General features: G+C 74.9%; 20 protein-coding genes, 1 tRNA gene, 1 pseudogene and 1 riboswitch. Of the genes and pseudogenes, 6 read left to right on the top strand and 16 right to left on the bottom strand.

Features of this window, described 5'->3' with window-relative positions; genetic code table 11:
• Window positions 1–527: 527 nt before the first annotated feature.
• Complete coding sequence (locus ACF0H8_RS00110) at window positions 528–1385, bottom strand: NAD-dependent protein deacetylase (RefSeq protein ID WP_395286973.1); 858 nt, start codon at window positions 1383–1385, stop codon at window positions 528–530.
• 80 nt (window positions 1386–1465) lie between these two features.
• Here ACF0H8_RS00110 and ACF0H8_RS00105 point away from each other — a divergent pair, with 80 nt between their 5' ends.
• The gene (locus ACF0H8_RS00105) at window positions 1466–2605 is read left to right on the top strand and encodes an FAD-dependent oxidoreductase (protein ID WP_395286972.1); all 1140 of its coding nucleotides are present in this window, start codon (window positions 1466–1468) and stop codon (window positions 2603–2605) included.
• 51 nt (window positions 2606–2656) lie between these two features.
• Here ACF0H8_RS00105 and ACF0H8_RS00100 read toward each other — a convergent pair whose 3' ends face one another.
• Window positions 2657–3235, bottom strand: coding sequence for a protoglobin domain-containing protein (locus ACF0H8_RS00100; protein WP_395286971.1), 579 nt, complete (start codon window positions 3233–3235; stop codon window positions 2657–2659).
• Window positions 3236–3428: 193 nt separating this feature from the next.
• On the opposite strand from ACF0H8_RS00100, the gene ACF0H8_RS00095 reads away from it, so the two are divergent.
• Window positions 3429–3514: transfer RNA gene (locus tag ACF0H8_RS00095), tRNA-Ser, on the top strand.
• Here ACF0H8_RS00095 and ACF0H8_RS00090 read toward each other — a convergent pair.
• The 6 genes and pseudogenes from ACF0H8_RS00090 to ACF0H8_RS00065 form a co-directional block, all read right to left on the bottom strand.
• Complete coding sequence (locus ACF0H8_RS00090) at window positions 3496–3918, bottom strand: hypothetical protein (protein ID WP_395290779.1); 423 nt, start codon at window positions 3916–3918, stop codon at window positions 3496–3498. The genes ACF0H8_RS00095 and ACF0H8_RS00090 overlap by 19 nt on opposite strands.
• Window positions 3919–4076: 158 nt before the next feature.
• Window positions 4077–4400 (bottom strand): annotated as a pseudogene (locus ACF0H8_RS00085) (DDE-type integrase/transposase/recombinase); the annotation flags it as partial.
• Window positions 4382–4723: a helix-turn-helix domain-containing protein gene (locus ACF0H8_RS00080; protein WP_395286970.1), complete on the bottom strand. Its 342-nt coding sequence runs from the start codon at window positions 4721–4723 to the stop codon at window positions 4382–4384. The pseudogene ACF0H8_RS00085 and the gene ACF0H8_RS00080, both read right to left, overlap by 19 nt.
• 353 nt (window positions 4724–5076) lie before the next feature.
• Window positions 5077–5646 carry a dihydrofolate reductase family protein gene (locus tag ACF0H8_RS00075; RefSeq protein WP_395286969.1) on the bottom strand — a complete coding sequence of 190 codons (570 nt, stop codon included), beginning with the start codon at window positions 5644–5646 and terminating at the stop codon, window positions 5077–5079.
• 138 nt (window positions 5647–5784) lie between these two features.
• A complete protein-coding gene (locus ACF0H8_RS00070; protein ID WP_395286968.1) occupies window positions 5785–6633 on the bottom strand; it encodes an HAD family hydrolase in 849 nt (282 codons plus the stop codon).
• Between the two features lie 68 nt (window positions 6634–6701).
• Window positions 6702–7280, bottom strand: a complete 579-nt coding sequence (locus ACF0H8_RS00065) for an alpha-ketoglutarate-dependent dioxygenase AlkB (RefSeq protein ID WP_395286967.1) — start codon at window positions 7278–7280, stop codon at window positions 6702–6704.
• A 130-nt stretch (window positions 7281–7410) separates the two neighbouring features.
• Here ACF0H8_RS00065 and ACF0H8_RS00060 point away from each other — a divergent pair, with 130 nt between their 5' ends.
• From ACF0H8_RS00060 to ACF0H8_RS00050, 3 genes are read left to right on the top strand one after another with little or no spacing between them, the layout of a single operon-like run.
• The gene (locus ACF0H8_RS00060) at window positions 7411–8373 is read left to right on the top strand and encodes a zinc-binding alcohol dehydrogenase (protein WP_395286966.1); all 963 of its coding nucleotides are present in this window, start codon (window positions 7411–7413) and stop codon (window positions 8371–8373) included.
• 15 nt (window positions 8374–8388) lie between these two features.
• A complete protein-coding gene (locus ACF0H8_RS00055) occupies window positions 8389–8769 on the top strand; it encodes a 6-pyruvoyl trahydropterin synthase family protein (protein WP_395286965.1) in 381 nt (126 codons plus the stop codon).
• 9 nt (window positions 8770–8778) lie between these two features.
• On the top strand, window positions 8779–9825 hold the full coding sequence (locus tag ACF0H8_RS00050; RefSeq protein WP_395286964.1) for a glycosyltransferase family 4 protein: 1047 nt from the start codon (window positions 8779–8781) through the stop codon (window positions 9823–9825).
• A 131-nt stretch (window positions 9826–9956) separates the two neighbouring features.
• On the opposite strand, the gene ribA is transcribed toward ACF0H8_RS00050, so the two are convergent.
• The 4 genes from ribA to ACF0H8_RS00030 all read right to left on the bottom strand — a co-directional run bounded on the left by ribA (window position 9957) and on the right by ACF0H8_RS00030 (window position 13754).
• Window positions 9957–11333, bottom strand: coding sequence for a GTP cyclohydrolase II (gene ribA / locus ACF0H8_RS00045; protein ID WP_395286963.1), 1377 nt, complete (start codon window positions 11331–11333; stop codon window positions 9957–9959).
• A gap of 223 nt (window positions 11334–11556) precedes the next feature.
• On the bottom strand, window positions 11557–12549 hold the full coding sequence (locus ACF0H8_RS00040; RefSeq protein WP_395286962.1) for a bile acid:sodium symporter family protein: 993 nt from the start codon (window positions 12547–12549) through the stop codon (window positions 11557–11559).
• A gap of 126 nt (window positions 12550–12675) precedes the next feature.
• Window positions 12676–13410, bottom strand: a complete 735-nt coding sequence (locus tag ACF0H8_RS00035) for a glutamine amidotransferase (protein WP_395286961.1) — start codon at window positions 13408–13410, stop codon at window positions 12676–12678.
• Window positions 13411–13433: 23 nt separating this feature from the next.
• Window positions 13434–13754, bottom strand: coding sequence for a hypothetical protein (locus ACF0H8_RS00030; RefSeq protein ID WP_395286960.1), 321 nt, complete (start codon window positions 13752–13754; stop codon window positions 13434–13436).
• A 23-nt stretch (window positions 13755–13777) separates the two neighbouring features.
• Here ACF0H8_RS00030 and ACF0H8_RS00025 point away from each other — a divergent pair, with 23 nt between their 5' ends.
• Window positions 13778–15316: a uracil-xanthine permease family protein gene (locus ACF0H8_RS00025; RefSeq protein ID WP_395286959.1), complete on the top strand. Its 1539-nt coding sequence runs from the start codon at window positions 13778–13780 to the stop codon at window positions 15314–15316.
• A 12-nt stretch (window positions 15317–15328) separates the two neighbouring features.
• Here the strand turns inward: ACF0H8_RS00025 and ACF0H8_RS00020 are convergent, their stop codons facing one another.
• The 4 genes from ACF0H8_RS00020 to ACF0H8_RS00005 all read right to left on the bottom strand — a co-directional run bounded on the left by ACF0H8_RS00020 (window position 15329) and on the right by ACF0H8_RS00005 (window position 19095).
• The gene (locus ACF0H8_RS00020) at window positions 15329–15940 is read right to left on the bottom strand and encodes a LytR C-terminal domain-containing protein (RefSeq protein ID WP_395286958.1); all 612 of its coding nucleotides are present in this window, start codon (window positions 15938–15940) and stop codon (window positions 15329–15331) included.
• A gap of 53 nt (window positions 15941–15993) precedes the next feature.
• A complete protein-coding gene (locus tag ACF0H8_RS00015; RefSeq protein ID WP_395286957.1) occupies window positions 15994–16317 on the bottom strand; it encodes a type II toxin-antitoxin system VapB family antitoxin in 324 nt (107 codons plus the stop codon).
• Between the two features lie 211 nt (window positions 16318–16528).
• Complete coding sequence (locus ACF0H8_RS00010; protein WP_395286956.1) at window positions 16529–17377, bottom strand: C40 family peptidase; 849 nt, start codon at window positions 17375–17377, stop codon at window positions 16529–16531.
• Window positions 17378–17380: 3 nt separating this feature from the next.
• A riboswitch (cyclic di-AMP (ydaO/yuaA leader) is annotated at window positions 17381–17564 on the bottom strand.
• Between the two features lie 400 nt (window positions 17565–17964).
• Window positions 17965–19095 (bottom strand): peptidoglycan DD-metalloendopeptidase family protein, encoded by a 1131-nt coding sequence (locus tag ACF0H8_RS00005; RefSeq protein ID WP_395286955.1) that lies wholly within the window; start codon window positions 19093–19095, stop codon window positions 17965–17967.
• Between the last annotated feature and the right edge of the window lie 330 nt (window positions 19096–19425).

Below are 19425 nucleotides of genomic sequence, written 5' to 3'. Positions count from 1 at the left end.
GAACTCGCCCGTCGTTCCTGGCCTACTTGTCGACCGTCGCCGACACGGAGAGCCGAGAGAGCCTCACTTCTCCGGTGTCCCTGGCACCGCCCATAAGACCTGCACGGCTCCAGCGCGGCATGCGTCGTCGGCGCCAATCGAGCGGAGGTCTCAAAATCCTGCCTCCTGTTCCGCATTGCTGACACCCTCCAGGGATGTTGCAGGAACCCGCCCGGAAGGCGGCAGCCAACCGCCCTCCAGGAATGTTGCGGGAACCCGCCCGGAAGGTGGCAGCACCCCCTGCCGGAATGTTGCAGGAACCCGCCCGGAAGGCGGCAGCCACCGCCTCCAGGAATGTTGCAGGAACCCGCCCGGATGGCGGCAGCCAACCCCCTGCGAGGCCGGGGCCCTGCTGAGCGGCGCGGAGACGGGATTGATGAGGATTCGTCAGGCAATGCCTGACGAATCCTCATCAATGAAGTGGCGCGGGCCTTGCAGCCGCCCCCAGGCCGGGCAGGGCCCTGCGGGGCTCAGGTCAGTGTGGGTCCTCAGGTCAGCGCGTCGGCCAGCGCCGTCAGCGTCTCGGAGGTGCCGGCCTCGACCTTGACGGCGGCGAGGTCGTCCCCGCGCGTGACGCCCCGGTTGACGATGACCACCGGCTTGCCCGCCTTGGCCGCGTGGCGCACGAAGCGCAGCCCGCTCATCACGGCGAGGGACGAGCCGGCCACGAGCAGCGCCTCGCCCTCGTCGACGATGTCGTACGCGGCGGCGACCCGGGGCTTGGGGACGTTCTCGCCGAAGTAGACGATGTGGGGTTTGAGCACGCCGCCACAGATCCCGCACGCGGCCACGCGAAAGCCGGCCGTGCTCTCGACCACAGCGTCGGCGTCGGGCGCGATCTCCACGTCGGCGACCGCGGCGACCCGCTCCAGGAAGCCCGGGTTCAGGGCCTCGAGCCGCTCGTGCAGCTCGGCGCGGGGGATGACGTGCCCGCACCGCAGGCACACCACCTCGTTGTAGTGCCCGTGCAGGTCGATGACGCGCCGGGAGCCGGCGGCCTCGTGGAGCAGGTCGACGTTCTGCGTGATGACGCCGACGACGATCCCCGCCGCCTCGAGACTGGCCAGCGCGTGGTGGCCGGCGTTCGGGCGGGTGCGGCGCATGTGCCGCCACCCGACGTGGTTGCGGGCCCAGTAGTGGCGGCGGAAGCGCTCGTCGCCCACGAACTGCTGGTACGTCATGGGATTGCGCGGCGGGGAGTCCGGGCCGCGGTAGTCCGGGATGCCGGAGTCGGTGGAGACGCCCGCGCCCGTCAGCACGGCGACCCGGCGGCCCCCCAGGGTCGCGACCAGGCGGGCCAGCGGCTCCCCGGTGGCCGCGGCCGACGTCGCGGGCTCGGTCGTCACCCCACCGAGAGTACGTGGCGTCCCCCGGCGGCGACGGCCGAGCGGGTGGGGCGCCGTCTGGCGTGGCTAGGCTCGGCGCCATGCGGTGCATCGTGGTGGGAGCGGGGGCCTGGGGACTGCCGGCGGCTGCCGAGCTGGCCGGGCGCGGGCACGAGGTGGTGCTCCTCGACCGGTACGGGATCGGCAACGCGCTGGCCTCATCCTCCGGGCCGACCCGGCTCTGGCGCCTCACCCACCCGGACGCGCTGCGCGTGCGCCTGGGCCTGCGCAGCGTCGAGGCCATGGAGAGGCTGGCGGCCCGGAGCGGCCGGGAGGTCTTCCTGCGCCGAGGGCTGCTGTGGCGCGACGACGTGTCCGTCCCCGCGGTGGCCGGCGCCCTGCGGGCGGAGGGCGTGGCCCACGAGGAGGTCGAGCCCGGCGACGTCGCCCGCTTCTTCCCCGGGCTCCGGCCGGACGGGCGGCCGGCCGTGTGGCAGGCCGAGGCCGGGCCGGTGCTGGCCGCGGAGTCGCTGCGGGCGCAGGCCAGGCTGTTCGAGGCCGCCGGCGGCGAGCTCGTCGTCGGGCCCATGGTCCGCGAGGTGGCCACCCGCCCGGGCGGGGTGACGGTGGCGTGCGAGGACGGGCGGACCTTCGCGGGCGACGTCGTCGTGCTGACGGCCGGCCCGGGCGCCGGCCCGCTGCTGGCGACCCTGGACGTCGAGTTGCCGCTTCGCCCGCGGCTGGAGCAGGTGGTCCACGTGGGCGACCCGGCCGACCCGGGCGCCGCGGACGACTTCCCGTGCCTCTTCGACGGCCCGCGCGGGGACGAGCCCGGCCTGTACTCCATGCCCACGCCTGGCGTGGGCTACAAGCTCGGCCTCGACCGGCCGGTGCGCGACCTGGCCGAGGGCGACGACGACCGCAGCCCCGACGAGAACCTGGTGGCGGAGACGGTCGCGCGGGTGCGGCGCGACCTCACCGCCCTGACGCCGCGGGCGCTCGACGCGCAGGTGTGCTCCTGGACGCTCTCACCGGACGGCCGGTTCGTCCTCGACGTCCTGCCCGGCGGCGTCGTCGTGGCCTGCGGGGACTCCGGTGAGGGGTTCAAGTTCTCGGCGCTCATGGGCCTGGTGCTCGCGGACCTCGCCGAGGGGCGGACGCCGGACGGCGACGTCGCGAGCTTCTCGCTCGCCCGCTTCGCCGGCGGCGCGCGCGTCACCGAGCACGTTCTGGGGCGCTGAGCGTCACCGAGAGGGCTGAGCGTCACCGAGCACGTGCTGGGGCGCTGAGCGTCACCAGAGGTCGGGGGCGTAGGCCCGCGTCCACAGCGCCACCTGCAGGACGACGGCCTTGCGCCAGGCCTCGTGCATGGCCTCGAGGTCCTCGCCGGAGGCGCCCTTCATGAGGAACTCGCGCACCGTTGCGGTGATCGGGTAGATCAGCGCCACCAGGTACCGCAGCGGGACGTGCGAGCTGGAGGTGACCTTGTCCGTGCGGTTCTTCTTGGCCGGGGTGTGCCGCAGGGAGATCTCCTCCTGGTAAGCGAGCCACCGCTCGTCGTAGGGCCGCTCGCACGTGTCCCGGATCCACTGGCCGAAGCGGCCGCGGACCCGGTCGAGGTAGGCGGCGATCGGCTCGCCGTCCGGGCCGGAGAAGTGCGCGAGGAGCTGGGGATTCACGCCCACGAACCCGTACCAGACGTCCAGGATCTGCTCGACCTGGCCGCCCAGCACCTCACCCGCCCGGCGCAGCGCCGCCTCGTCCTCGTGCCCGAACAGCACCGATGCGCGGAGCAGGTCCAGCTCCTCCTTGGTGACCGGGGAGGCGGCGACGGTGCCGTAGTCGTACCCGGAGATGGCCGTCTCGCTCATGATGCCCCTCCATCGAGCGTGGACCTTTCCCTCAAGGTACCCCCGGCCCGCCAGAGGCGGGAGGGGCCACGGCCGGGGACCGCGCGGCGGCCCGCGGTCGCAGGACGGGCCGCGGCGAGAGGAGCGACGTGATGGGTTCCACGAGGCGCCGGTTTGGGGCGGCCTCCCTCCGCCGGGTACCATCACGCGGCGAGGTAGCGTGTCCGAGCGGCCTAAGGAGCACGCCTCGAAAGCGTGTGAGGTTAACAGCCTCCGTGGGTTCAAATCCCACCGCTACCGCTGTGTGATGTCGCAAGACATCCCGGACAGCCCGGACCCACGTTTGTGGGTCCGGGCTTTTCCGTTATCGGGGTTGGTAGTCGCGTGTGGGGTCGAGGGTGAGCTCGGCGCAGGATCTCGCCGGTGGTGGCGTCGGCGATGGTGATGTGCAGGTCTTGGATGACCATGACGACCGGGGTGCGGGCGTGGGCTCGGCCGACGCCGATGTGGTGCAGTCGGCCGTTGTAGCGCAGCGTGACTTTGCCCTGGCGGTCGATCTTGTCGGTGCGGACGCGGTTGTCCTTGCCGGCGGGTGAGCCGAGCGGGGCGGCCTTCGGGCGGGCGAGGTAGGCGGCCCGGGGTGTTCTGCCCGCGAGGGAGCGGTGCGGGCGGGTGTCGTTGTAGTAGCTGACGAAGGCGTCGATCTGGGCCTGCAGCTGCTCCAGCGTGGTGGCGGGTTCGCGGGGGTGGTCAGGTGCTTCTTGAGGGTCTGCTGGAAGCGTTCGACCTTGCCCTGGGTCTGCGGGTGGTGCGGGGCGCCGTTCTTCTGGTGGACCCCGAGGGTGATGAGCAGGCGTTGGAAGGCGTTGCGGGCGCCGAGGGAGCGGGTGGTGTAGACCAGGCCGTTGTCGGTGAGCACGGTGGCCGGGATGCCGTGGACGGCGGTCGCGGCGGTGAACTCGGCGGTGACGGTAGTGCCGGTGACGACCCGGTGGGCGGTGACGGACAGGGCGTAGCGGGCGTGGTCGTCGAGGAAGGTCAGGACCTCGGTGTCGGTGCCGTCGGCGAGGCGGATATGGGTGAAGTCGGACTGCCAGCACTCGTTCGGTGCACTGGCCTGGAAGCGGATGTAGGAGGACTTCGGCCGCTTCTTGGGCTCGGGAGTGATCAGGCCGTGCCGGTGCAAGGTCCGCCAGATGGGGCCTCGGAGACGGTGAGGCCGTCCTGGGCGAGGTGGTGGGCGATGGTGGCGGGCCCATTGTCGTGGCCGGCATCGGTGAGCTCGGCGCGAAGGGCCACGATCGCGGCGACGACCTCGTCGCTGATCGCTCGCGGGCTGGTGTGCGGGCGGCGGGAGCGGGGCTCGAGGGCGCTCTCGCCCTCGGCGCGGTAGCGGGCGAGGAGCTCGTAGACCCAGGACCGGGAGACCCCGTAGGCGGCGGTCACCTCGGCGACGGGACGTTTCTGGATGACGACGGCGGTGAGGACCAGCCGGGGCAGAGAGGACATGCCCTACGGGTAGGGCCGGGTGGTGTCCGGGATGTCTTGCGACACGCTCCTGACCGCGGGCGCCCGACGGGGATGATGCGTCGTGGCCGAGGTGTCCGGGGCCGGCCATGGCGCGTGTCCGGGATGTCCTGCGACATCTCGACTAGCTCGAACGGGCGCCGTCACGGACGCGTTGTCCAGGCGGGGTTGACGGTGTCCGGGATGTCTTGAGAGAGGTGTCCGGGATGTCTTGAACCAGGACACCACCGCTACCGCTGATGTCGCGAGACATCAGGAAGTCCGGTCCCGGCAGGGGCCGGGCTTCCTGCATTCCCAGGCCCGGGAGGACTCTCCGTCGCCAGCGCCGACGAGCATCACGACGGCCTCACGCGCTCGTAGCGGAGCAGGACGACGCCGTTGCCGAAGGGTCGGGTCTCGGCCAGCCGGAGCCCGGTGCGTGCGGCGGAGGGCTCGAAGAGCGGCTTGCCCAGCCCGACGAGGACCGGGTGGACGTACAGCGAGTACTCGTCGATGAGGTCGAGGCGCCGGAAGGTCGCGGCGAGCCCGGCGCCGCTGAGAGCGAGATCCCCGCCCGGCTCCGCCTTGAGCGCCAGGACCTCCTCGACGACGACGTCGCGCACGATCGTCGTGTTCCAGCCGGAATTTTGCAACGTCCGGGAGTAGACGAACTTCGGCATGTCCCGCCAGATCCCGGCGAACTCCACCATCGGCGCCGTGCTGGCGGGGTCGGCGTCGGCCGTGGGCCAGAAGCCTGCCATGAGCTCGTGGGTGACGCGGCCGCTGAGGAAGGCGCCCATGGACCTCAGGCGCTCGTTGACGTGGCCGTGCACCTCGTCGTCGACGAGGTGCCAGCTGATGTCGCGGCCCGGCCCCTCGATGAAGCCGTCCACGGACACCGACATGAACAGGATGACCTTGCGCATCGCGGCTCCCGTGGCGGGGACGGCAGAGGCACCAGTGTCGCGGGGAGTGGCGGTGCGCACCAGCGCACCGGCGCACACTCGGGCCGGACCCGGCCGCGACCCGTCGCCGCTCGGATCCCCGGACCGGGGTGCGCGCCGTCAGCGCCGCGCGGACGCCCGGTCGGCGCGCCGGTCCAGCAGCGCCTCGACGAACGCGGCGGCGCCGTCGTCGCCGTGGTGGCCGATCTCCAGCCGGGCCAGGGCCTTGACCGGCTCGCGGGCGTTCGCCATGGCGATGGGCCAGCCCACCCGGGACAGCCACGGCACGTCGTTCTCGCCGTCGCCGAGCCCCGCCACCTGCCCCGGCGCGATCCCGAGGCGCTCGAGCACGGCCCGGAGCGCGACCCACTTGTCGGCGTCGGCGGGGCCGACCTCGAAGACGTTGTCCATCGAGCGCACCATTCGCGGCAGGGCGGCCCGGACCTCGGCGTCGAGCTCGTCGAGGCGCTCGGTGGCACCGAAGAGCATCGCCTTGGTGACGCCGTCGCCCGGCAGGTCCGCCGGCGGGACGACCCGGACGACGGCGTCGAGGTTGGCGGCCACGAGGTACTGGTAGGCCACGCTGCCCTCGGCGACGACCATCTCGGTGGCCGTGAAGACCAGGGGCTCCACGCCGCGGTCGACGGCGAAGTCCACCACGGCGCCGACGTCGGCGGAGTCCATGGTGGCCGTGTGCAGCGGCTCGGCCGCGCGGGTGTCGACGGCGACCGCGCCGCCCGAGGCGATCGCGAAACCGTCGATGCCCGCCCCCGCGAGGATGTCGGTCGCCGCGTCGACGATGCGGCCGGTGACGATGATCGGCTCGATCGCCGCCAGGCGGAGCTCGGCCAGGGCCCGCAGCGTCCGCGGGCTGACGAGGTGGTCGCTCCCGGCGAGGGTGCCGTCGACGTCGAACGCGATCGCGCGCACGTCCAGCAGGTCGGCGGGCAGCTCGTCCGGCAGGGGCATCCGGGCACTCCTTCGTCCAAGGGGCGGTCGCGCAACGGTAGCCCGCCGGCACGGCCGGGCCGGCGGGCTCACGCCGTCGGCGGCCCCCAGCCCCGCCGCAGGGTGCGGAACGTCAGGGAGTACCGCGGCTCCTTGACGGCCGGGATGCTGTGCTGCCAGCGGGTGCGCACCGGGCCGGTGAGCACGTACGCCGACCGCGGCGGCAGCGGCTGCTCGAAGACGCGCCGCTCCGCCCCGGCGCCCAGCTGGAACCGCATGACGCACGCCGAGCCGAGGGAGACCCCGACGACGTCGCCGAAGGCGGGAGCGTCGCGGTGCCAGCCGATCGTCGCGCCCGGCCGGTAGAACGTGGCCAGCACCTCCGCGAAGTCCGCCGCGGGCCGGTCGAGCAGGGCGGCGCAACGCTCGCGCAGCGGCTCGAGCCAGCCCGGCACGGGGTCGCCCGGGGTCACCCCGCGGGAGTCGAAGTCATAGCCCACGCCGTAGTGGCGCACCACCCGGCGGGCGGCCTGGCCGTGCAGCACCACCGCGCCGTAGTCCAGGTCCGCAAGGTGGCCCAGCAGCTCGCGCTCCTCCGCCTCCCCGATCAGCTCGGGCAGGAACCGCAGACCCGCGGGCCGTTCGACGATCCCCCGCATCGGTGCCATCTGCGGATGCTAGCGCCGGGCCCCGGCGGGACGTCGGCCGGCCGATCCGCCCGGCGGCGCCACTCCCGCGGCGGCCCCCGCCTGGCCGGCCGCCCGCGCGCCGCGACGGGCGGCACGAGAGAATCGGAAGATGTTCACCGCCTACTGGACGACCGCCCCCGGCCGAGGAGAGCTGCGCACCGAGCCCGAGCGCGCCCCGGGGCCCGGCGAGGCGCTCGTGCGCACGCTGCGCTCCGGCGTCAGCCGCGGCACCGAGCTCCTCGTGCACCGGGGCGAGGTCCCCGCGGAGGTCGCCGGCATCATGCGGGCGCCCTTCCAGGAGGGTGACGTCCCGGGGCCGGTGAAGTACGGGTACCTCTCCGTCGGCGTCGTCGTGGAGGGCCCCGCTGAGCTGTCCGGGCGACGGGTGTTCTGCCTCCACCCGCACCAGGACCGCTACGTCGTGCCCGTCGCGGCCCTGACGCCCGTGCCCGACGACGTGCCCTCCGACCGCGCCGTCCTCGCCGGCACCGTGGAGACGGCCGTCAACGCCGTCTGGGACGCCGCGCCTCGCCTGGGGGACCGCGTGGCCGTCATCGGGGCCGGCATGGTCGGCGGCGCCGTCGCGGCACTGCTGCGGACCTTCCCGCTCGAGCGGCTCGAGCTCGTGGACGTCAACCCCGCCCGGGCGGCCCTCGCCGAGGCGCTCGGCGTGACGTTCCGCGCACCCCAGGAGGCAGCGGACGGGTGCGACCTGGTGATCCACTGCTCGGCGTCGGAGGAGGGGCTGGCCCGCGGCCTGGAGCTGCTCGGCGAGGAGGGCGAGCTGGTGGAGATGTCCTGGTACGGCACCCGCGCCCCGCGCGTGCCGCTCGGCGGCGCCTTCCACGCCCGCCGCCTCACCGTCCGCGCCAGCCAGGTCGGTGCCGTCGCCGCGGCCCGGCGCGCCCGCCGCACCACCGCCGACCGCCTCGCGGTGTCGCTGCGGCAGCTCGCCGACCCGGCCTTCGATGCCTTTCTCACCGGCCGCTCCGCCTTCGCCGACCTGCCGGCCACCATGGCCGCGCTGGCCGACGACCCCGCGGCGCTGTGCCAGGTCGTCCAGTACCCGTAGAGAAGAAGGAGCCCCATGTACAGGCTGACCGTGCGCGACCACATGATGATCGCCCACTCCCTGCCCCACCCCGCCTTCGGGCCCGCCCAGCAGCTGCACGGCGCCACGTACGTCGTCGAGCTGGCCATCGACCGGGCGGAGCTGGGGGAGAAGGGCATCGTCATCGACATCGGCGAGGCCACCGGGCTGCTCCGCGACGCCCTGGCGGACCTGGACTACACCAACCTCGACGACCATCCCGAGCTGGCCGGCGTGCTGACCACCACCGAGACGCTCGCCCGCGTGGTCGCCGAGCGGGTCGCCGGGCGGCTGCCCGCCGGCACCTACGCCGGGCTCGAGGTCACCCTGCGGGAGCACCCCGACGCCTGGGCCACCTACTCCCTGCCGCTGTCCTGAGCCGCGCGCATGCCCATCACGCTCGTCACCTGGACGCGGGAGGGCCCGAGCGGGGGCAACACGTACAACCGTGAGCTGGTCGCCGCGCTGCGGGCGGCGGGCCGCGAGGTGGACGTGCGGACGGTGCCCGGCGCGTGGCCGGCACCCGCGGCCGAGGACCGCCGCCGGCTCGCCCGGCTGCTGCGGGAGCTGCCGGTGGTGCTGGTGGACGGGATCGTCGCCTGCGCCGCCCCGGAGGCGGTGCGCGGCGCCGTCGCCGCCGGCCGCACCGTCGCCGTGCTCGTGCACATGCCGCTCGCCGACGAGGTGGGCCTCGCCCCGGTGGAGCAGGAGGGCCGGGCGACGGCGGAGCGCGCCGCCCTGCACGCGGCCAGCCGGGTGATCGCGACCAGCCGGACGGCGGCCGCGGACCTGGCCGCGAGGTACGGCCTGGACGTGCGGGTGGCCCCGCCGGGCGCGCGGCCGGCGCCGCAGGCGTGGGGCGCCCGCCCGCCTCAGCCGCCCCGGCTGCTGACCGTCGCGGCGCTGACGCCGACGAAGGACCAGCTCACCCTCGTGCGCGCGCTCGCCCGCGTGCACGACCTGGGATGGACCGCCCGGCTGGTCGGGCCCACCGCCGCGGACCCCGGCTACGCCGACGCGGTCCGCGCCGAGATCGCCGCGGCCGGGCTGGGGGACCGGCTGTTCGTCACCGGGCCGCTCGTCGGCGCGGCGCTGGAGGCCCAGTGGGCGGCGGCCGACCTGCTGGTGCTGCCGTCGCGGACCGAGACCTTCGGCCTGGTGGTCCTGGAGGCGCTGGCGCACGGCATCCCCGCGGTGGTCCCGGCCGGCACGGGCGCCGTGGAGGCGCTGGGCACCGGGGCGGGGACGCCGGCGGGCACGCCGCCGGGCCGGGCGGTGCCGCCCAGCGACGTGGACGCCCTCGCCGCGGTCCTGCGCGAGTGGCTCGGCAGCCCGCGCCTGCGGGCGCAGTGGCGGCGCGCCGCGACCGAGCGGCGCACCCGGCTGCCCGGCTGGGACGACACCGCCCGGCGGGTGCTCGCCGCCCTGGCGTAGTCGGCTGCTGCCGGTGGCCCACCGGACCGGGCCGGCCGCTACAGAATTCCTCGACCGCCACAGCAGGAGATGTAGCGGCCGAGATGTCCTGTAGCAGTCGAAGGGCCGCGGCCACGGCCGGGCCGGGCGGGTCAGTTCTGGCGCGCGCCCAGGTCGAACTCCGTGCAGATGTCCGCCCCGAGCACGAACCGGCGTACCGGGGCCGAGAGGGCGTCCGCGAGCCGGTCGGAGCCGGTGAACCGGATGCCCGGCACGCCGTCGCCGATGAGCTTGGGCGCGGTGGTGAGGAACAGCCGGTCGAGCAGGCCGGCGGCGAGGAACGACGACACCGTCCGACCGCCGCCCTCCACGAGCACCCGGCCCAGGCCGCGGCGGCGCAGCTCGGCCAGCACGGCGTCCGGCGCGAACCCGTCCGGGCCGGCTGGCAGGCGCACCACCGCCACGTGCGGCAGCAGGTCGTCCGGGACGGCGGCCTCGGGGCCGACGCACCACAGCGTGGGGCTGTCGGCCTCGCGCAGCACCCGCGCCGTGGCCGGCACCCTGCCGCGCGGGTCCAGCACCACGCGCACCGGGGAGGCGCCCGGGACGGCCCGCACCGTCAGCCGGGGGTCGTCCGCCACCACCGTGGAGGCACCGACGACGACCGCGTCGACGAGCGCGCGCAGCCGGTGCAGGTGCTCGCGGTCCTCGGCGCCGGTGACGAACTCGGCGTCGCCGCTGCGGGCGGCGATGAAGCCGTCGGCGCTCTGCCCCAGCTGCGCGATGGTCAGCGGCGACCCCGCGGCGACGAGCGGGCCGTAGCGGTCCAGCAGGACGGAGTCCAGGCCTGGGGACGCCGCGCCCGGCACCCGGCCGGCCAGGAGCTCGAGCCACACGTCGGCCGTGCCCCCCAGGCTGTCGTGCCCCATCCGCACGCGCTTGGTGGTCATGTAGAAGGTGTTCTCCGGCCGGTCCGCCACCGGCAGCGCCTGCCGGGAGACCACCTCGATGCCCAGCTGCTCCAGCTTGACGGCCTTGTCCGGGTTGGAGGACAGCAGCCGCACCCGCGCGACGCCCAGGTCCCGCAGGATCGCGGCGGCCTCGTCGTACTCGCGCGCGTCGGCGGGGTAGCCCAGCTGCAGGTTCGCGTCGACGGTGTCCGCCCCGGCGTCCTGCAGGGCGTAGGCGTGGAGCTTGGCCAGCAGGCCGATGCCCCGGCCCTCGTGCCCGCGCATGTAGATGACGGCGCCGCGCCCCTCCAGGCTGATCTCGTGCAGGGCGGCGTCGAGCTGCTCGCCGCAGTCGCACCGCCGCGACCCGAGCGCGTCACCGGTGAGGCACTCCGAGTGCACCCGCACGAGCGGCGCCAGGCCGTCGAGCTCGTCGCCGTCCAGGTCGCCGAGCACGAGGGCGACGTGCCCGAGGCCGGCGGCGCCGTCGTAGCCGAGCATGCGGAAGGTGCCGTGGGCGGTGGGGAGCGAGGTGGCGACCACGCGCCTGGCGAGGACGTGGACTTCAGCGTCGGTCATTGGCACACCTTCGCACAGGCGCAACGGCGGACGCACAGCGTTCCTCCCTCAGGGGCGGCGCGCCCCGGCCAGCTGGCGCGCCCTCGGCCGGGACCTCCGCGCGCTCGCTGGAGCCGTGACGGTCCGGCCGTCCGGCACGGAGGCGCTCGCCCCGGGAGGGAAGGAGCGCGCCCCCGGGTCCGTGTCCCGGACCGGGGGCGCACGTGTGTGGTGCGGGCGCCGCTCAGCGAGCGGCCGGGACCGGCTCGCGCGCCGGCTCGGCGGGGATGGGGCGACGGCGGAAGAGCGCGGCGAGGATCGCGCCCGAGACGTTGTGCCACACCGAGAACACCGCGCCGGGCAGCGCGGCCAGCGGGCTGAAGTACTGCGCCGCCAGGCCGGCGGCCAGGCCGGAGTTCTGCATGCCGACCTCGACCGCCACGGTGCGGCGCACCCGCTCGGGCTGCCGGGTCAGCGCCGCGATGCCGTAGCCGATCGCGTACCCGAGCCCGTTGTGCAGGACGACGGCGGCGAGGACCAGCAGCCCCGCGTCGACGATCTTGTCAGCGCTGCCGGAGACCACGGCGATGACGACCATCGTGATCGCGACGACGGAGAGCCACGGCAGGATCGGCAGGGCGCGGTTCACCAGTGCGGGCAGGGCGAGGCGGACGACCAGGCCGAGCGCCACGGGCACCAGGACGATCTGGAGGATGGACAGGGCCATGGCCGGGCCGTCCACCGGCATGTAGGTGCCCGCGAGCCACAGCGTGAGCACCGGGGTCAGCAGCGGCGCGAGCAGCGTGGAGACCGACGTCATCGTCACCGACAGCGCCGTGTCGCCCTTGGCCAGGTAGGTCACCACGTTGGACGACGTCCCGCCCGGGGTGCAGCCGACGAGGATGACGCCGGCCGCGAGCTCCGGCGGCAGCCGCAGCACCCACGCCACGCCCAGGCCCAGCAGCGGCATGATCGAGTACTGGGCGACGACGCCGAGCAGGACGGGCAGCGGCCGGCTGGCGACGAGCTTGAAGTCGGGCACGGTGAGCGTCAGGCCCATCCCGAACATGATGATCCCGAGCAACGGGTTGATCCAGCTGCCCATCGGGGCGAAGGTGCCCGGCGTCAGGAACGCGATCGCCGCGCCGGCGAGGATCAGCAACGGGAAGACGGTGACGGCCAGGCGCGCGCTGCGATCCGCAGCGGGGGCGGGGGCGCTGGTCTCGGTAGGGGTCATGGGCGAGCATGATGCCCCGCCGCCCGCTATCTGGAACGTGCCGTACCGCTTCGTGAGAACCGCGGCCGGTGAGCGGTGCCGCCGGCGGCGGCCTCGCCGCCCGGGAGCCCGACCGGGCCGGGCGGGTCAGTCCCGCGCGTACCGCTCGACGAAGTTGCGCAGCAGCCGCTGCGGGGCGTCCACCCGCTGGCTGGCGCACGCCCGCTCGACGGCCTCCTGCTCCCCGGGCAGGAAGTACCCGGCGTCGCGGTAGATCCGGATCCGCTCGAGGATCCCCGGCACGTCCAGCTCGGGGTGGAACTGGGTGCCGTAGAGGTTCTCCCGTACCCGGAACATCTGCACCGGGCAGTCCGCCGACGACGCGAGCAGCACCGCGCCCTCGGACAGCGAGGTGATCGCCTCCTTGTGGCCGACGAAGGCCTGGAACCGGCGCGGCATCCCGGCCAGCAGCGGGTCGGCGGCGCCGGCCTCGGTCAGCTCGATCACCGGCGCGCCGATCGGCTCGGCGTAGGTGCCGTCGATGACCGCCCGCTGGTGCCGGCCCAGGCTGCCGACGCCGTAGCAGGCGCCGAGGAAGGGGAAGTCGGCGGCCACCACGACGTCGAGCAGGCCCGCCAGCTCGGCCTCCACGCGGCGCTGCGTGTCGCTCTTGTGCTCGGTGGGGATCGAGCCGGTGAACGGGCTGCCGCCCACGAAGATGCCCGAGTAGTCCGCCAGCTCGAGCGGCGGCAGCGGGCCCGCCTCGAGCCGGACCCGGACCAGCTCGCGCTCCTCGAGGCCGCCGTAGCGCAGGAACGCCTCGTACTCGCTGTCGGCGGCGGCGTCCTCCGGCCGGGTCGCCAGGAGGAGGAATGGCTTCACAGGGCGAGGATAACGGCGCCGGGTCAGCCGCCGAGGAGCAGGACGGCCGCGACGGCGAGCGCCCACACCGTCGTCATCACCCAGCCGAGCGCGGAGCCGGCGACGGCGAGGGCCCGCCCGGCGGGGGAGTACCCGCGGGCGACGCCCGCCATGGCGCGGCCCCGCCCGCGCGCCGAGGCCGCCCGGTGCAGGGCCAGGTGCCCGCAGGCCACCGCGGCCAGCGCGAGGACGGGAACGATGGCGAGCAGGCCGAGCGCCAGGGACGCGACGGCCAACGGGTCCAGCGGCGGCGGCGTGAGGGCGGGCAGCGGCCCGCCGGCGACGCCCGGATCGCTCGTGCTCATCGGGGCCTCCCTCGGCTCCCAGGATGGCACGACGCGGGCTCCCCGCGCCGCTGGGTACGCTCTCCTCCCGAGCCAGGCCCCCCGACGTCGTGGGCGCGGGAGTGACGGATCATCGGGAGGGCGCCGTGGGCGCGACAGGCAAGGGTCTCGGACGCTGGACCGTGCACGGCGACGGCCGGCACCTCGGCCCCGGCGAGGTGGTGGCGCCGGACGAGCGGCTGAGCTGGCCCAGCACCATCGGCATCGGCGCGCAGCACGTGGTGGCGATGTTCGGCGCGACGTTCCTCGTCCCGCTCATCACCGGCTTCCCGCCGGCGACGACGCTGTTCTTCTCCGCCATCGGCACCGTGCTGTTCCTCCTGATCACCGGCAACCGGCTGCCGAGCTACCTCGGGTCCAGCTTCGCGCTGATCGCGCCCATCACCGCGGCGTCCGCCTCGCACGGGCAGTCCTCCGCGCTCGGGGGGATCATCGCGGTCGGCGCCCTGCTGGCCGTGGTGGGCGTGGTCGTGCACCTCGCCGGGGCCCGGTGGATCGACGCCGTCATGCCCCCGATCGTCACCGGTGCGATCGTGGCGCTCATCGGGTTCAACCTGGCGCCGACGGCCTGGAGCAACGTGGAGCAGGCGCCGGTCACGGCGCTGGCGACCATCGCTGCGATCGTGCTCGTCACCGTGCTGTTCCGGGGCATCCTCGGGCGCCTGTCCATCCTGCTCGGCGTGGTCGTGGGGTACGTGACGGCGATCCTCCGCGACGAGGTCAGCTTCGAGAAGGTAGGGGACGCCGCCTGGTTCGGCCTCCCCGACTTCACGGCGCCCACCTTCGACCCGAGCACCCTCGGGCTGTTCCTGCCCGTGGTCTTCGTGCTCGTCGCTGAGAACGTCGGGCACGTGAAGTCCGTCGCCGCCATGACCGGCCGGAACCTGGACGACGTCACCGGCCGGGCGCTGTTCGCCGACGGCCTCTCCACCGTGCTCGCCGGCACCGGCGGGGGCTCGGGCACCACCACCTACGCGGAGAACATCGGCGTGATGGCCTCGACCCGGGTGTACTCCACCGCGGCGTACTACGTCGCCGCGGTCGTGGCCTTCCTGCTCAGCCTCTCGCCGAAGTTCGGCGAGGCCATCAACACCATCCCGGTCGGCGTGCTCGGCGGGGCGGCCACCGTGCTCTACGGCATGATCGGCATGCTCGGCGTGCGGATCTGGGTGCAGAACCGCGTGGACTTCTCCGACCCGGTGAACCTCAACACCGCGGCCATCGCCCTGGTCGTCGGCATCGCCAACTACACGTGGGTCGTCGGCGGGACGCCGTTCGAGGGCATCGCGCTCGGCTCGGCAGCCGCGATCGTGGTCTACCACGTCATGCGCAGGGTCTCACGGCTGCGTGGCACCAGCCAGGAGGCGGCCAGCCCCGCCTCCGCGCCGGCCGGGGCCGAGCTCGACGGCGGGCTGCGGCGCGCCGGCCGAGAGACGGGCGGGGCCGGTCAGGCTCCGGGCGCCGCCGGGGCCGACGGCTCGGGCGCGCCCCCTCGGGCGACCGAGGCCGCCTCGCGCCTGTAGCGCGGCCCGCGCTCACTCCGCGGGCTGCTCCACCGGCGTGCACCCCTCGGCGGAGACCAGCGGCGCCGCGGGGTCCAGGGCGGCGATCTCCTCGGGCGGCAGCATCGACTCGTACGTCGCGCCGAGCACCACGTCGACGGTCTCGTCGTCGCGGTTCTCGTCCAGGCTGACGACCGCACCGGGGAAGGCCCGGGCCACGGAGTACCCGGCGGCGACGGCCTTGGGACCGACGATGATCTGCACGGCGCCGGAGTACTCGCCCTGGGGCCAGTTCGCCTGCTGGTTCACGACCACGCCCGCCTGGCCCAGCCCCTCGGCGGTGTCGCCCGCCAGGCCGGGGCGGTCGGTGCCGTTGTAGACGTTCGCGGTGATCTCGGTGAACGCCGGCGGCGCCGTCCCCTCCGGCACGCACGGGGTGACGATCGCCTCCTCCGTGGGCTCCGGGCTGGAGAACTCCCGGGTGAAGGGGGCGGGGAGCAGCCCCGCCCACATCGCGCCGGCGATCACACCGACGACGAGCAGGACCGTGACGAGACCGCCGATGATGACGGTCTGGCGCTGCTGGAGGTGGCGCCGCCTCGCGGCGCGCAGTCGGTCGGTGTCGTCGGGCGCGGTGGCGGTCACAGCGCTCACCGTAGTCGAGGCCCGGCCCGCCGGCGGGGAGGGGACGACGCGGGTCAGACGGCCGGGACCGGGCGGCCGGCGTCGTCGAGCTCGAGGATGCGCGCGTGCAGGATGAGCCGCTGCTGCAGGGCGGCGCGGAGCGCCCGGTGGAGCCCGTCCTCGAGGTAGAGGGTGCCGCGCCACGCGACCACGTGCGCGAAGAGGTCGCCGTAGAAGGTGGAGTCCGAGGAGAGGAGGGACCTCAGGTCCAGGGTGCTCTTGGTGGTCACCAGCTGGTCGAGGCGCACCTGCCGGGGCGGGATGGCGGCCCAGTCCCGCGGGGTGGCGACGCCGTGCTCGGGGTAGGGGCGCCCGTCACCCACGGCCTTGAACATCACGCCGACGATCTTAGAGCGCCCGGCGACCGGTGGTCGGGAACCGGTGTGCGCGGCGCCGCCCGGCGAGGGGCCGGCGGCGCTGTGCGGGCGCTGCGGAGCCGGCCGGCGCGCTGCCCGGACCGTGAGGAGCGGGCGGGGACGGCGAGCCCGAGGCGGCGCGTGGCCCGGGAATCCCCGGGCCACGCGGCGTCCCGCCCGCTCGGTCAGTCGGTCACAGCACCCGGATGAACGTGGGGCTGCCGTTGTAGATCGGCGTCTCCGCCAGCGGTGTGCCCGGGTTGCGGGCCGCGATGTTGTTGCCGTTGCCGGTGTAGATACCGACGTGCCCCGGCCACCACACGAGGTCCCCGGGCCGGGCCTCCGCCGCGGAGACCCGCACCCCGGCGCCGGCCTGCGCGCCCGAGGAGCGTGGCAGGGAGACGCCGAAGTTGGCGAAGACGTACTGCGTGAAGCCCGAGCAGTCGAAGCCCGCCGGGCTGGAGCCCCCGTACACGTACGGCGTGCCGAGGAACTGGCGCGCGTAGTTCACCACCGCGCTGGCGGACGCGGACGGGGCCGGCGCCGCGGGGGCGGCCGGCGCCGCGGCGGTGGCCGGTGCGGAGGCGGTGGCCGGTGCGGAGGCGGTGGCCGGTGCGGAGGCGGCGGCCGGAGCCGACGCTTGCGCGGCCGCGGCCGGGACGGCCGCCCGGGCCGCCGTCCGCGAGGTCGCGGGCGCCTCGCGCCTCACGGTCTCCCGCTCCGGCTCGGGTGCCGGCGGCGGCGGCGGGGGTGGCGGCGGAGTGGCCACGGCCTCGAGGGTCGCCACGCTCCACGTCGTGTCGGCGGGCACCGAGACGGTGGGGGTGGTGACGACGGCGCGCGGTGCGCGCTGGGCGGAGGCGGAGACCTGGGCCTGGGCCGGGGCGGGCTCCCGCGTGGTGGCGCTGGCGCCGGTGGCCCCCGCGAGCAGGAGGCCGGTCGATGCCAGGGCGGCGACGCCCCGGCGGGTGAGGAGGGATACGGACAGCTTCTTGCTCAGTTCTGGCGCGTCGTTGTGACGCGCGTCTGTGCTGGTCGTCACTGGCTTGCCTCTCCTGGCCGCCTGCGAGGTGAGCTGTCGGGTTCGGATGGGAGTGCACCCGGCGCGGCGTCATAGCCGCGCTTCACCCCAAGGCCCTGGGCGCGCCAGGGCCACAAGTTGGTTCCCCCGTCCCTGCCGCACTGTCCGTCGGGTCCCGGGCGGCGGCAGGGTTCGGCGTTCCGCCCGGGGCTCGCCGGAGGAGGGTTCCGGCGAGTGGGTGGGACGTTACCGGGCGAGCCGTTCCGATGTCACGGTTTGATCACGGAATGTTTCGATTTGATCTCGGTCCCTGTGGACGGCGCCGGGCGCCGTCCTCCCGCGCCGGTGCGCCCGAGGGGTGGAAGCTCCCCGGCCACCCGGCGGGACGGCGCTCGCTGCCTTCGCGGGACGGCTCCCGCTCTGCGCGTGGGACGGCGTCCGCTCTGCCGGCCGGGCCGCGCCCACCGGGCGGCGCGGCGGCGGTCGCTGCCGGCGTGATGGCGGCGGTTGCTGGCGGCGGGGCGGCGCCTGCTCTACGGGCGGCACCGGCGGGTGGACGCAGAACGGCCGGCCCTCCCGGAGGAGGACCGACCGCGGGCCGCGGTGCGTCAGGGCAGCTCGCTGACGTCCTTCGCGCCGTGCTGCGCCAGCCACGCCAGCGGGTCGGTGGTGGTGTCACCGTCGGCCAGGTGCACCTCGAAGTGCAGGTGGTCCCCGGTCGAGTTGCCGTTGGAGCCCACCCCGCCGATGACGTCGCCGGCGGCGACCTGCTGGCCCGCGCTGACGTAGACGCCGTCGTTGTACATGTGCACGTACCAGGTGAAGAACTTCTCGCCGTTGATGTTGTGCTCGATGATGATCAGGTTGCTCGAGCGCCCGTCGATCCCGGCGCCGGCGTGGACCACCGTGCCGGCGGCCGCCGCGTGGATCGGGGTGTTGCGCGGCGCGGCCATGTCGGTGCCGAGGTGTAAGGAGTACGCCGCACCGCGGCCGAGCGGGTCGTTGCGGTTGCCGTAGCCGGAGGTGTGCCGGTACGTGCCGGCGGCCAGCGGCATGACGACCGCGTTGGCCCGAGCCTCCTGCCGGGCGGCCTCCTCGGCGGCTGCCTGGGCAGCCGCGGCCTCGGCGGCTGCCGCCTCCTCGAGAGCCTGGCGCTCGGCGGCGCGGGAGGCGGCGACCTCCTGCGCCCGGGCCTCGGCGTTCGGGTCGAACTTCAGGCTCTCGGGCGTGCCGCCCTGCTCGAGCTCGGCGGAGGCGAAGCTGGCGGAGAGCGGGCCGAGCACGCTCGGCTGGGTCCGGACCGTCGCGGCGGCGGCCGAGTCGGCGCCGTCGACCGCCCCCACGACCGGGGTGACGACCGTCAGCGCGCCCAAGACGCCGAGCGCGGCGACGTGCGGCACGCGGACCCGGCGGCGGTGCGGCGTCGCCGACGCCTGCACCCGCAGGTCGCGGCGGCGCACGGCCGGGCGGATGAGGACCGCGGTGGGGATGCCGTCGGCGTCGCCGCCGTAGACGCTGGCGGCCGCGCCGGGCGCGACCTTCGAAGTCTCGGTGGCGGGAGCGTTGGTCGTGACGACGTCCTCGGCCGGCGCGACAGGGGTGCTGTCGGCCGTCGGCGTAGCGGGCTGGGGCGCCTCGGTGGGCGCCGCCAGGCCGAGGCGCTCGCGGGCGCGCTCGGCCTCACGAATCTGCCGTCGGGTCAGTGGTGCCCCGGTTGTGGGCAGAGCACGACTCGGCATGAAGCAAACCTCCACAGGAAGGGGACGAGCCCCTCGGGGGAGCTCTTCGGGTGGCGCACACGTCGGCGTGCTCACCGGAAAGGTCACAGAACGATAACGAGCGCTGATCCGGGAAATCTACCCCCGTTTCCTGTGCGCCTCGTCACCCCCCGTGTGTCGTCGCCACCTGTCGCACTTCGTGTGGATACGCGGGCGCGCGCAGGTGCCCGCGCCGGCAGGTGCCCGCGCCGCCCGACGGCTCCGGCGCGAGAGCGCCCCTAGGCCGCGTCGGCTGGAACGGCGAAGCCCGGGCCCTCGTGGGGAGGACCCGGGCTTCGTGCGACGTCGCAC

The organism is Georgenia sp. AZ-5, assembly GCF_043952095.1.
Taxonomy (GTDB): Bacteria; Actinomycetota; Actinomycetes; order Actinomycetales; family Actinomycetaceae; genus Georgenia.
The sequence above is the reverse complement of the archived record's forward strand: the minus strand, read 5'-3'. Positions and strand labels throughout refer to the sequence as shown.

Excerpts from the sequence above, each read along its gene's own strand:
- ACF0H8_RS00055 (WP_395286965.1), top strand. The coding sequence starts at position 8,389 with ATGTACAGGCTGACCGTGCGCGACCACATGATGATCGCCCACTCCCTG.
- ACF0H8_RS00025 (WP_395286959.1), top strand. The coding sequence starts at position 13,778 with ATGGCACGACGCGGGCTCCCCGCGCCGCTGGGTACGCTCTCCTCCCGA.
- ACF0H8_RS00040 (WP_395286962.1), bottom strand. The coding sequence starts at position 12,549 with ATGACCCCTACCGAGACCAGCGCCCCCGCCCCCGCTGCGGATCGCAGC.
- ACF0H8_RS00050 (WP_395286964.1), top strand. The coding sequence starts at position 8,779 with ATGCCCATCACGCTCGTCACCTGGACGCGGGAGGGCCCGAGCGGGGGC.
- ACF0H8_RS00030 (WP_395286960.1), bottom strand. The coding sequence starts at position 13,754 with ATGAGCACGAGCGATCCGGGCGTCGCCGGCGGGCCGCTGCCCGCCCTC.
- ACF0H8_RS00080 (WP_395286970.1), bottom strand. The coding sequence starts at position 4,723 with ATGTCCTCTCTGCCCCGGCTGGTCCTCACCGCCGTCGTCATCCAGAAA.
- ribA (WP_395286963.1), bottom strand. The coding sequence starts at position 11,333 with ATGACCGACGCTGAAGTCCACGTCCTCGCCAGGCGCGTGGTCGCCACC.
- ACF0H8_RS00060 (WP_395286966.1), top strand. The coding sequence starts at position 7,411 with ATGTTCACCGCCTACTGGACGACCGCCCCCGGCCGAGGAGAGCTGCGC.
- ACF0H8_RS00070 (WP_395286968.1), bottom strand. The coding sequence starts at position 6,633 with ATGCCCCTGCCGGACGAGCTGCCCGCCGACCTGCTGGACGTGCGCGCG.
- ACF0H8_RS00100 (WP_395286971.1), bottom strand. The coding sequence starts at position 3,235 with ATGAGCGAGACGGCCATCTCCGGGTACGACTACGGCACCGTCGCCGCC.
- ACF0H8_RS00105 (WP_395286972.1), top strand. The coding sequence starts at position 1,466 with ATGCGGTGCATCGTGGTGGGAGCGGGGGCCTGGGGACTGCCGGCGGCT.
- ACF0H8_RS00075 (WP_395286969.1), bottom strand. The coding sequence starts at position 5,646 with ATGCGCAAGGTCATCCTGTTCATGTCGGTGTCCGTGGACGGCTTCATC.
- ACF0H8_RS00005 (WP_395286955.1), bottom strand. The coding sequence starts at position 19,095 with ATGCCGAGTCGTGCTCTGCCCACAACCGGGGCACCACTGACCCGACGG.
- ACF0H8_RS00065 (WP_395286967.1), bottom strand. The coding sequence starts at position 7,280 with ATGGCACCGATGCGGGGGATCGTCGAACGGCCCGCGGGTCTGCGGTTC.